Genomic DNA, 10,388 nt, shown 5'->3' with positions numbered 1-10,388 from the left:
GGTCTCGGTGCTGTCGGTGGAAATCTCGCCGTTGAGTTCGGAGACGACCGCACTCCAGACCGTCGAGAAAGTTGATCCGGGGTCCTCGGTCAACGACGGGTCCCCCTGCTTTGACGTCGACGTATCGGCATTAGTTGCGACAACGAACTGTCCACATAGTTATCCACAAGTGTGGACAGCACAGCCACCATCGCGCCGCAAATAGCCGCCGACGGCACGCGAGATCGGCGCTCGAGACAGCCAGCGTGGGTCATCTGGCCAGGAAGCCGATCCGCCATCCTCGCTTCGTTGTCGGGCGCCGTTCCGGGTCGGGACGGCTTGGAACTACACCGGTCCGAAGCTAACAGTTTTCCTCGCCCAGGCCAACCGTTCTGCAACATTGGGCCGGCCTTTCGTAGAATTGCTCACGGCCGGCGGTCGCGGGTGTGACGTTCGTTAAATATCGCCGCCAGATCGGGAACCGACAAGGCCAGGTTTGACCCGGCGAATGCTCGTCAGTACCCTCATCTAGTCGCCCGAAAGTCGGCGATACGGCTGCGATCCGAGCCATATGCACGGGGGCCGCGCCGGTTACCAGCGAGACACAGAGCCTGCCAAGGCTTCGTGAGGGCAATCGTGTTCCACCGGCATAGCCACCGGGCCGGATCACGATGCCAGATGTAACGAGGAGAGAGTCGTGGCAAAGGGCAAGCGGACCTTCCAGCCGAACAACCGGCGCCGAGCCCGCGTGCACGGCTTCCGGCTGCGCATGCGCACCCGGGCAGGACGGGCGATTGTGTCCAACCGGCGGCGCAAGGGCCGCCGCTCCCTGACTGCCTGATTCGAACTCCGGTGTAACAGCGGTGCTTTCCGCGCGGAACCGTATGACGCGGTCGACCGATTTCGATGCCACGGTGAAGCACGGAACTCGCGCCGTGCAGCCAGACCTCGTCATCTACGCACGGCCCGGGAACATAGCAGCAGCCGAGCCGCCAAAGGTCGGACTGATCGTCGCGCGCTCGGTGGGCTCGGCGGTGCAACGGCATCAATTGGCCCGGCGGCTGAGGCATGTCGCCCGCAGGGTAGTGGAAGGGCTGCAGCGGTCCGAGCACGTGGTAATCCGTGCGCTGCCGAGCAGTCGCAGCCTCGGCTCCGCCCGGTTGGAGGAAGAACTACGCGCCGGCTTACGCCGCATTGAAGCAACGGGAGCTCGTCGGTGACTGACATAACGTCAAAGGTGAGGCAATGGCTGCGCGGCGCCGAGATGGCGGTGGCGCGCGGATTGATTTTTCTGATCCAGCTGTACCGCCACATGGTGTCGCCGCTGCGGTTGCCGACGTGCCGGTTCACCCCGACCTGTAGCCAGTACGCCGTGGACGCCCTGGCCGAGTATGGGTTGGTGCGGGGGACTGGGCTGGCAGCCGTCCGGCTGGCGAAGTGTGGTCCGTGGCATCGGGGAGGATGGGACCCGATACCGGAACGGCGGGCAGACCGGGTCGACGGCTGGGATACCCCAGCGACGCTAGGGGAGAGTGATTCTGTTGTCGTTTGATCCGTTCAGCCTGGACTACTTCTATTACCCGGTCTCGGCGATCATGTGGCTCTGGTACAAGGCGTTCGCCTTCTTGCTGGGCCCCTCGAGCTTCTTCGCCTGGACGCTGTCGGTGATGTTTCTGGTGTTCACGCTGCGGGCGATCTTGTACCACCCGTTCGTTCGCCAGATCCGTACCACCCGACAGATGCAGGAGTTGCAGCCGCAGATCAAGGCGCTGCAAAAGAAGTACGGCAAGGACCGTCAGCGGATGGCGCTGGAAATGCAGAAGCTGCAGCGCGAGCACGGATTCAATCCCATCCTCGGCTGCTTGCCGATGTTCGCGCAGCTCCCTGTGTTTCTTGGGCTGTACCACGTGCTGCGATGCTTCAACCGGACGACCACTGGTATCGGACAGCTGGGGCTTTCGCCCGAGCGGAACCGCGAGCTCGGCAATTACGTCTTCACCGCCGCGGATGTCGGACATTTCTTGGACGCCAACCTATTTGGCGCACCGCTGGGCGCCACGATGACACAGCGGGGAACCAGCCTGGCTGCCTTCACCGAATTCAGCCGACCCGCTGTCATCGCCGTCGGCGTGCCGGTGATGATCCTGGCGGGCATCGCCACCTACTTCAACAGCCGAGCGTCCGTGGCGCGGCAGAGCCCCGAGGCCGCGGCCAATCCGCAGACCGCGATGATGAACAAGCTGGCGCTGTACGTGTTTCCGCTCGGCGTGGTGGTCGGGGGGCCGTTCTTGCCGTTGGCGATCATCTTCTACTGGTTCGCCAACAACATCTGGACGTTCGGCCAGCAGCATGTCGTGTTCGGGATGATCGAGAAAGAGGAAGAGGCGAAGAAGCGCGAAGCGCTGGAACGCCGGGCGGCCAACGCGCCGGCGCCGGGCGCCAAACCGAAGCGGTCGCCGAGAAACGCGCCGGGGGGTGGCAACGGATCGTCGGGCCCCTCTGACGGTTCCGATGGGGACAGGCCGGCGGCAGAGCCTGCGAGCGATCAAGCGCTGGGCAATACCAACCCGGCCGGCCGAACCCCACGTCCGGGAGTGAAGCCCAAGAAGCGCAGACGTTGACCGACAACGGTGAATAAGCCCGGTGTCGCAACTGATGCCGGGTCGCAGACTTAGCCGGGCAAGGGCTCGGACGACGGGAAGGAAACAAGCAGGCATGACGGACGCGGACACAACCGGATACGACACAGCCGAAGCTCCGGCAGAAGAGGCGCCGGAGGCGACTTTGGCGGACACGGCGACGAGCGATACCGAGGCGGAGGCCGATACCGAGGAGCGGTTGGTCGATACCGAGGAGCGGTTGGTCGCCGAGGGAGAGATCGCCGGCGACTACTTGGAAGAGCTGCTGGACCTACTTGACTTCGACGGCGACATCGACTTGGACGTCGAGGGTAGTCGCGCGGTGGTGAGCATCGACGGTAGCGACGACTTGACTAAGTTGGTGGGTCGCAAGGGCGAGGTGCTCGACGCCCTCCAGGAACTGACCCGGCTGGCGGTGCACCAGAAGACTGGAGAGCGCAGCCGGCTGATGCTCGACATCGCGAGCTGGCGGCGGCGCCGGCGCGAAGAGTTGGCGGCGTTGGGCGACAAGGTGGCCAGGAGGGTACTGGAAAGTGGCGAACGCGAGGAACTCGCTCCGATGACGCCATTTGAGCGCAAGATCGTTCACGACGCGGTGGCGGCGGTCGACGGAGTCCGTAGCGAGAGCGAGGGCGTGGAGCCGTCGCGCCGGGTCGTCGTACTCGTCGACTGAAACGACGCCAGACTTACATCGGTGTAGTTCGTCCGGGCTCCGGCCGGACCCGAGCGGCCCCGACGGGAGGAATGTTTCACGTGAAACATGTCGTTCCCCGCGGCGCGGCGCCGCAGGCACCCTCGCCGCCCGAAGTTGCAAACGCGATCTTCGGGCCGCGCCTCGACCTCGCCAAGCGCTACGCCGAGTTGCTCACCGATACCGGCGTCGAATGGGGGCTGCTGGGCCCGCACGAAATCGATCGGATCTGGGAGCGGCACCTATTGAACTGCGGCGTCGTCGCCGAATTGCTGGAACCCGGCGAGCGAGTCGCTGATATCGGTAGCGGCGCCGGGCTGCCGGGCTTGGCGTTGGCGATCGCCAAGCCGGGACTGCGCGTCGTCCTGATCGAGTCGCTGCTGCGCCGAACCGAGTTCCTGCGGATGGCTGTGGCTGGACTCGGGTTGGACGTGGAAGTGGTCCGAGGCCGCGCGGAGGACGCCGCAGTCCGCCAGACCGTCGGTGCATTCGACGTCGTCGCGTCCCGAGCCGTGGCCCCGCTGGACAAGGTGACGCGATGGAGCTTGCCGTTATTGCGGCCGGGCGGGCGGATGTTGGCGATCAAGGGGGAGCGGGCCCCCGACGAAGTCCGCGAGTACCGGCGTGTGATGAGCGCATTGGGCGCTGCGGATGCCAGGGTGGTGGAATGTGGCGTGAAGTATCTGTCTCCGCCGACAACCGTGGTGGTGGCGCGGCGCAGCAAGCCGGCTCCGGCCCGGGGCATGCCGCGTCGACGGTCGAACAGGGAGAGCCTATGAGTGCGCCGCACGACCCGTACAGTTCCGAACACGGAGCCACCCAGACGCATGTTTCACGTGAAACATCGGAATTCGACACCCCGATCGGAGCCGCCGCCGAGCGCGCGATGCAGGTGCTGCACACGGCCTACCAACCGTTGCGCCGACCGCGCCATCGCCGACTTTTCACTATCGCCAATCAGAAAGGCGGCGTCGGCAAGACCACCACGGCGGTGAACCTGGCCGCGGCACTGGCCGTCCAAGGACTCAAGACGCTTGTGATCGATCTGGATCCGCAGGGCAATGCGAGCACCGCGCTGGGCATCACCGAGCGTCATTCCGGTACGCCCTCGTCGTACGAAGTGCTCCTCGGGGAGATGCCGTTGCAGACCGCGCTGCGCCGCAGTCCGCACAGCGACCGCCTGTTCTGCGTCCCGGCGACCATCGACCTGGCCGGCGCCGAGATCGAATTGGTGAGCATGGTGGCGCGGGAGAATCGATTGCGCACCGCGCTGGCCGACCTCGAGGGGGCCGACTTCGATTACGTCTTCATCGACTGCCCACCGTCGCTGGGCCTGCTGACTATCAACGCTCTCGTTGCTGCCCCCGAGGTGTTGATCCCGATCCAGTGCGAGTACTACGCGCTGGAAGGGGTGTCTCAATTGATGAGCAACATCGAGATGGTGAAAGCCCATCTGAACCCCAGTCTGGACGTGAGCACGGTGATCCTCACCATGTACGACGGCCGGACCAAGCTCGCCGATCAGGTGGCCGACGAAGTCCGCCGCTACTTCGGGGCCAAGGTCTTGCGCACCGTGATCCCGCGCAGCGTGAAGGTCTCCGAGGCGCCTGGTTACAGCATGACGATCATCGATTACGATCCCGGATCGCGTGGTGCGATGAGTTATCTCGACGCCAGCCGTGAGCTCGCGGAGCGCGACGCAGCAGCACCCGAGGAGGGGGAACCAGCATGACCCAGCCGCTACGTAGGAAGGGCGGGCTAGGGCGAGGCCTGGCTTCGCTGATCCCCACCGGACCGGCCGACGGCACGCCCGACTCAACGGCACCGCGGATGGGCGACGCCGCAGCCGACGTGGTGCTGGGCGGCCCGGCGGCGAGCGGGCCCACCGGTATTGGCGCGGTGTACCGCGAAATCGACCCAGGCCTCATCGAGCCGAATCCACGCCAACCGCGGCAGGTCTTCGACGAGGAGGCACTCGCTGAACTCGTGCACTCGATCCGCGAGTTCGGCCTCATGCAGCCGATCGTGGTGCGCGCCATGCCGGGCGGCCAGCGTTATCAGCTCGTGATGGGGGAGCGGCGGTGGCGTGCCGCCCAAGCGGCCGGCATGACCGCGATCCCGACGATCGTGCGCGAGACCGGCGAGGACAACCTGCTGCGCGATGCACTGCTGGAGAACATTCACCGGGTGCAGTTGAACCCTCTGGAAGAGGCGGCGGCCTATCAGCAACTGCTCGACGAGTTCGGAGTGACCCACGATGAACTGGCTGCCCGGATCGGCCGGTCCCGTCCGCTGATCACGAACATGATCCGGTTGTTGCGCTTGCCGATTCCGGTGCAGCGGCGAGTCGCCGCGGGAGTGCTGTCGGCCGGCCACGCCCGGGCGCTGTTGTCTCTTGACGGTGGTCCCGAGGCACAAGAAAACCTCGCGGTGCGGATCGTCGCCGAGGGGCTCTCGGTGCGGGCAACCGAGGAGGCGGTCACGCTCGCCAACCGCAGCGATTCCAGCCACCCGGCGCCTCCGCGGCGTAAGCCGATCCAGATGCCGGGCCTGCAGGACGTTGCCGAGCAGTTGTCGGGCGCTTTCGATACCCGCGTCACAGTCAGCGTGGGCAAACGCAAAGGCAAGATTGTGATCGAGTTCGGTTCGGTGGACGATTTGCAGCGCATCGTCGGCCTGATGAATTCGCCGAACGCCTGACCACAGACACGAGCCGATTACGTCACTGTGACAATCCGGTGTACCAGGCCGCTCCGGCATGCCGGGATCAGCTGAATCGGACTGTGCACCAGGGCATTTCGCTTTGATGGCGGCTTGGACCAGCGCTGGGCGGCTGGTGGGTCCCGGGCGGTGAGGCGAGCGGCTGTTTTGGCCGGGATTCGGGCTCGCGCGGGTATCGCCGTCGGCCGCGCACGGGGGGTACGCTCAGCTGCGGGGTGGCGGCACCACCCGTTCGCGGGGAAGTCGGGCATTGGTGGCGCCCTGCGACGATGCGGGCCACAATGGCCTGAGGAGAAGCAGGGTCATCAATGACAGCACTCCACGGAGGCCCAGGAGTCTAGTGTCTGCTCGAATCACACCGCTGCGACTCGAAGCCTTCGACCAGCTTCCCAAGCATGCGCGCCGCTGCACTTTCTGGGAAGTCGACCCCGCAACCCTCGGCAACGAAGACCAACTCGCCGACCCGGAATTCGAGAAAGAGGCATGGCTGTCGATGGTCATGCTGGAGTGGGGATCGTGCGGTCAGGTGGCGACGGCGGCTCCGCACGAGTGCGGTGGAGGCGAGCCACCTTGCCTGGGCTATGCGTTCTACGCTCCGCCGCGGGCGGTGCCCCGGGCGCAGCGCTTTCCGACGGCGCCGGTGTCGGCCGACGCCGTCCTGCTCACCTCGATGCGGGTGGAGCCCGGGCCAGCCGCAGATGAGCTGCCCTACAGCCTGGTGGCGCGGGTGGTCGACGAGTTGGTCCGACGCGGCGTCCGGGCATTGGAGGCGTTCGGTCGCACCGAGCACGTCGCGGAGCTGCTCAACTCGCAGAGCATCGACCCCGAGCTGCGGCCAGTGCTGGATTCGCTAGGGGACTGTTCGGTCGAGCACTGCGTGATCGCCGCCGACTTCCTGCGCGATGTGGGATTCGTCGTGGTGGCGCCGCACCGCTATTTTCCGCGCTTGCGGCTCGAGCTGGACAAGGGTCTTGGCTGGAAGGCCGAGGTCGAAGCCGCGTTGGAGCGGCTGCTGGAAACCTCGTCGCTGCAGCAGCCCGTCGGAGCAGGATCTACGGCAGGATCGTCGGCTACGAACCGCTGAGCCGGCTGGCCTGCTCCACCGACAACTCGTGGGCAAGTAGCTCGGCGAAGGTGAATGTGCCGGTGGGCCGGTCGTTTTTGCCGAGCAGATAAAGGCGCTTGACCGCCGCCAGGATGCCCTCGGCGATCGCATCGCGGGTTTGGGTGGTGACCAGCAGCCCGCGATCCCGCGGGTTGGTGATGTAGCCGATGTCGACCTGAACGGTCGGCATTCGGGTCAGCCGCAGCAGGTCCCAGGTACGGCCGTGGGTGCGGCAGTCGCGTAAACCGGTGCGCGCGACCACTTCTCGTTGAACGAAGTCAGCCAGATTGCGGCCAATGGTGGAGACCGAGCCGTGCGAATTGCCGAAGTGGAACGATGCGACCCCGTTAGCCGACGGGCTGGCCTGGGTTGCGCAACGCAGGCTGATCATCAGATCGGCACCGACGGCGTTAGCCGTCGCGGCCCGCTCGGCGTCCGATGGGCTGCGGTTGGTCGGCCGCGACAGGAACGTCTCCATGCCGATGGCGGTCATTCGTCCCTCAAGACGACTTGCCAAGTCCCACAACACATCTGCTTCGCTGATGGGCCCGGCTGCACCGTGCGTGATCAACCCGTGGTCGGTGCCGCCGCGGCCGGGATCGATGATGATCCGCTTACCCGACAGCTTCGGCCCGGATCGACGGACCAGCTCCTCTTCACGGATGGCGTGCAACGAGCCGCCGGTCACCCGCGAACTGAGAAAGTACAAGGAGCGCAACGTTTCCGGGCCGCAGATACCGTCGGCGTAGAGCCCGTATTCGCGCTGGTATGACATCAACCCGTTGTGCGTCTGCAAGCCGAAGTATCCATCGACCAACCCGGTGTAAAAGCCGAGATCCTGCAGCCTGGCTTGCAATGTGGCGACGTCGTCACCATACATCGGCGCACCGAATTGATGGTTCAGCGTGCGAGCACCGAGCCGGTAGGACGCCTCTTTGAGCGCCCGATAGGTGGCTTCGCCAACGATCCCGTCCACCAGCAGCCCCCGATGCTGCTGAAACGCCCGCACTGCATGGTCGAGCTCTTCGTCGAAGACATCGACCGCCACATGCCTTCCGGTGGTGAAATCTTCATCCGGGCCGTCCAGATGCCCCAGCGCGGTCAGCGAAGCCCGAATCTCGGTGACCGCTGCGCTGCGGTCACCACAGCGCAGCGCCTCGCCGGCGCCGCGGTGCGGATGCGACATTCAAGGCCTCCGGTGAGCTGGTGTGAACAGCCCTGCCGCTTTTTGACAGGCTTGGCGGTATTGTCGCAGACGCTCACCGATTTCGGGAAAACGCCAGGCAAATCGCGCCGATCTGTATTGAACTATCCGACGTTGGGAACGGCGTCGGAAAGTTCGCGCAACAACGCCGCCTTACCCTTGGCCCCGACGATCCGCTTGACCGGCTGGCCGTCCTTGAACAAGATCAACGTCGGGATAGAAACCACCTGAAAATTGCGGGCGGTCTCGGGATTTGCGTCGACATCAAGTTTGGCAACGGTGAGCTGTCCGGCCGTTTCGGCGGCGATCTCCGCCAGCACCGGCGCCACCATCTTGCATGGTCCGCACCAGGTAGCCCAAAAGTCAACCAGCACAGGCGTATTGCTGCCCAATACGTCGGTTTCGAAAGATGCGTCAGAAACGTCTACCGGTGCGCCGGCAGAATCGGTGTTCGTCATTGCTGCTCCAATCAAAGTGTCGCTGCTGCCGGAATTTCGGCGGATTTGGTCTTTGCGGGTGCGGCCGGTTCCGCGCATTCGGTCAACCAGCGCTCGGCGTCAATTGCTGCGCTGCAACCCGTCCCGGCGGCGGTGACCGCCTGCCGGTAGGTGTGATCGACCAAGTCGCCGGCCGCAAACACCCCGTCGAGCGAGGTGTGGGTGGTGTTGCCTTCGACCTGCACGTAGCCCGCCGAGTCCAGGTCTACGGCGCCGCGCACCAATTCAGACCGCGGATGGTGGCCGATTGCCACGAAGACTCCGGTTACCGCCAGCGTGGATTCCTTGCCGGTGGCGGTGTCCCGTAGCCGCAGGCCGGTCACCGTGGTGTCGCCGTCGACGGCGACCACGATGCTGTTGGTCACAAACCGGATCTTGTCGTTGCTGCGGGCCCGGTCGAGCATGATCTTCGAGGCCCGGAACTCGTCGCGGCGGTGCACGATTGTCACGCTGCGGGCGAACTTGGTGAGGAAGGTGGCCTCTTCCATCGCCGAGTCCCCGCCGCCGATCACCGCGATGTCCTGATCGCGGAAGAAGAATCCGTCGCAGGTGGCGCATGAACTGACCCCGCGCCCTAGCAGCTCCTGCTCACCCGGCACGTGCAGATAGCGCGCCGCAGCGCCCATCGCCAGGATGACGGCCCGCGCCTGCAAAGTCTCCCCTTCCGCGGTGGTGACCGACTTGACCGGGCCGTCCAGCGACACCGATTCAACGTCCTCCATGCGCAGGTCCGCACCGAACCGCAGCGCCTGCTCGCGCATCTGATCCATCAACTCCGGGCCAGTGATCCCGTCGCGAAAACCGGGATAGTTCTCCACTTCGGTGGTGGTCATCAACGCTCCGCCGAACGAGGTGCCCTCGAACACCACCGGCGCCAGCTGGGCGCGCGCCGCATACAGCGCCGCGGTGTAACCAGCAGGTCCGGAGCCGATGATGATCACGTTGTGAACGGTGGTGCTTGAGGAGCTCATACCAGCCTTTCGGATACTTCAAGCCGCTTCAAAGCAGTCGAACGCCAGGGTAGGCGGTGCTGTTCCCGCGAACACTACGGACGGCTGACGATCCTGTCAGCCAACAGGCCGGTGTTGACAGAGCTGCAGGTCGGCGGCACCGCCAAGGCCCTCAGCGCTCCGGGCGTGTCGCCGGGGAGCACCAGCACGACGGCCTGCCGTCCGGCGATCTCAACCGGCCGGGCACCCAGAACTCGGGCGTCGGCCGGATAGCCCAAGCCGGCCAGGCATGACCCCCGGCGTCGTGGGTCAGCGAAGGGGCCGAAGTCCGGCGCGGCGCCGAGCAGCTCGAGGATCTGTTGGTCCGACAACGGGATTGCCATCGGCGGGCGTGACACGGTGATGTGTTCTGCGGTGGTAGGTCTGCTCGGCGTGGGTGCCGGCGCCGTGATCAGCGCCGTGGTGCCCAGCCAGATTGCGGCGGCGACGGCAGCCAAACCGGCCATGGCGACGGCCAGCCGCGCTGGGCGCGGCAGACCGCCGGGGCGGATGGTGTGCGCGGCCCGCAGGCGGGAACGCTCCGGTCGCTCGGCGCCTAGCGC

13 protein-coding genes are annotated in these 10,388 nt (G+C 65.6%); 9 read left to right on the top strand and 4 right to left on the bottom strand.

All coding sequences use genetic code 11. The features are described 5' to 3' along the window. The first annotated feature begins 676 nt into the window (after positions 1-676). The 9 genes from rpmH to WAN71_RS28800 all read left to right on the top strand — a co-directional run bounded on the left by rpmH (position 677) and on the right by WAN71_RS28800 (position 7,114). Entirely contained in the window at positions 677-820 is a 144-nt protein-coding gene (rpmH, locus tag WAN71_RS28840; RefSeq protein ID WP_084226258.1) for a 50S ribosomal protein L34, read from the top strand. Positions 821-842: 22 nt separating this feature from the next. After that, positions 843-1,199 carry a ribonuclease P protein component gene (gene rnpA, locus WAN71_RS28835; protein ID WP_422228596.1) on the top strand — a complete coding sequence of 119 codons (357 nt, stop codon included), beginning with the start codon at positions 843-845 and terminating at the stop codon, positions 1,197-1,199. A gap of 44 nt (positions 1,200-1,243) precedes the next feature. Further along, positions 1,244-1,531, top strand: coding sequence for a membrane protein insertion efficiency factor YidD (gene yidD, locus WAN71_RS28830; protein WP_422228598.1), 288 nt, complete (start codon positions 1,244-1,246; stop codon positions 1,529-1,531). After that, a complete protein-coding gene (yidC, locus tag WAN71_RS28825; protein ID WP_422228597.1) occupies positions 1,515-2,600 on the top strand; it encodes a membrane protein insertase YidC in 1,086 nt (361 codons plus the stop codon). Before yidD ends, yidC begins: the two co-directional genes overlap by 17 nt. A 94-nt stretch (positions 2,601-2,694) precedes the next feature. Further along, positions 2,695-3,291 (top strand): protein jag, encoded by a 597-nt coding sequence (locus WAN71_RS28820; protein ID WP_422228595.1) that lies wholly within the window; start codon positions 2,695-2,697, stop codon positions 3,289-3,291. Positions 3,292-3,362: 71 nt separating this feature from the next. Beyond that, positions 3,363-4,088, top strand: coding sequence for a 16S rRNA (guanine(527)-N(7))-methyltransferase RsmG (gene rsmG, locus WAN71_RS28815; RefSeq protein WP_422228594.1), 726 nt, complete (start codon positions 3,363-3,365; stop codon positions 4,086-4,088). Then, on the top strand, positions 4,085-5,041 hold the full coding sequence (locus WAN71_RS28810; protein ID WP_422228593.1) for a ParA family protein: 957 nt from the start codon (positions 4,085-4,087) through the stop codon (positions 5,039-5,041). The genes rsmG and WAN71_RS28810 overlap by 4 nt, the downstream gene beginning before the upstream one ends. Beyond that, positions 5,038-6,009, top strand: coding sequence for a ParB/RepB/Spo0J family partition protein (locus tag WAN71_RS28805; RefSeq protein WP_422228592.1), 972 nt, complete (start codon positions 5,038-5,040; stop codon positions 6,007-6,009). Before WAN71_RS28810 ends, WAN71_RS28805 begins: the two co-directional genes overlap by 4 nt. A gap of 361 nt (positions 6,010-6,370) precedes the next feature. Then, a complete protein-coding gene (locus WAN71_RS28800) occupies positions 6,371-7,114 on the top strand; it encodes an acetyltransferase (RefSeq protein WP_422228591.1) in 744 nt (247 codons plus the stop codon). Here the strand turns inward: WAN71_RS28800 and WAN71_RS28795 are convergent. The 4 genes from WAN71_RS28795 to WAN71_RS28780 all read right to left on the bottom strand — a co-directional run. After that, positions 7,101-8,321, bottom strand: coding sequence for an N-acetylmuramoyl-L-alanine amidase (locus WAN71_RS28795; protein WP_422228590.1), 1,221 nt, complete (start codon positions 8,319-8,321; stop codon positions 7,101-7,103). The two genes, WAN71_RS28800 and WAN71_RS28795, sit on opposite strands and share 14 nt — an antisense overlap. A gap of 122 nt (positions 8,322-8,443) precedes the next feature. Beyond that, positions 8,444-8,797 (bottom strand): thioredoxin, encoded by a 354-nt coding sequence (gene trxA, locus WAN71_RS28790; protein ID WP_422228589.1) that lies wholly within the window; start codon positions 8,795-8,797, stop codon positions 8,444-8,446. Between the two features lie 11 nt (positions 8,798-8,808). Continuing rightward, positions 8,809-9,807: a thioredoxin-disulfide reductase gene (trxB, locus tag WAN71_RS28785; RefSeq protein WP_422228588.1), complete on the bottom strand. Its 999-nt coding sequence runs from the start codon at positions 9,805-9,807 to the stop codon at positions 8,809-8,811. A gap of 74 nt (positions 9,808-9,881) precedes the next feature. Further along, positions 9,882-10,388 (bottom strand): hypothetical protein (locus WAN71_RS28780; RefSeq protein WP_422228587.1); only part of this gene is annotated, 507 nt, incomplete at its 5' end.

It is taken from the genome of Mycobacterium sp., assembly GCF_049280035.1.
Taxonomy (GTDB): Bacteria; Actinomycetota; Actinomycetes; order Mycobacteriales; family Mycobacteriaceae; genus Mycobacterium.
The sequence above is the reverse complement of the archived record's forward strand: the minus strand, read 5'-3'. Positions and strand labels throughout refer to the sequence as shown.

Excerpts from the sequence above, each read along its gene's own strand:
- yidD (WP_422228598.1), top strand. The coding sequence starts at position 1,244 with ATGGCGGTGGCGCGCGGATTGATTTTTCTGATCCAGCTGTACCGCCAC.
- WAN71_RS28805 (WP_422228592.1), top strand. The coding sequence starts at position 5,038 with ATGACCCAGCCGCTACGTAGGAAGGGCGGGCTAGGGCGAGGCCTGGCT.
- rsmG (WP_422228594.1), top strand. The coding sequence starts at position 3,363 with ATGTTTCACGTGAAACATGTCGTTCCCCGCGGCGCGGCGCCGCAGGCA.
- trxB (WP_422228588.1), bottom strand. The coding sequence starts at position 9,807 with ATGAGCTCCTCAAGCACCACCGTTCACAACGTGATCATCATCGGCTCC.
- WAN71_RS28810 (WP_422228593.1), top strand. The coding sequence starts at position 4,085 with ATGAGTGCGCCGCACGACCCGTACAGTTCCGAACACGGAGCCACCCAG.
- trxA (WP_422228589.1), bottom strand. The coding sequence starts at position 8,797 with ATGACGAACACCGATTCTGCCGGCGCACCGGTAGACGTTTCTGACGCA.
- WAN71_RS28820 (WP_422228595.1), top strand. The coding sequence starts at position 2,695 with ATGACGGACGCGGACACAACCGGATACGACACAGCCGAAGCTCCGGCA.
- WAN71_RS28795 (WP_422228590.1), bottom strand. The coding sequence starts at position 8,321 with ATGTCGCATCCGCACCGCGGCGCCGGCGAGGCGCTGCGCTGTGGTGAC.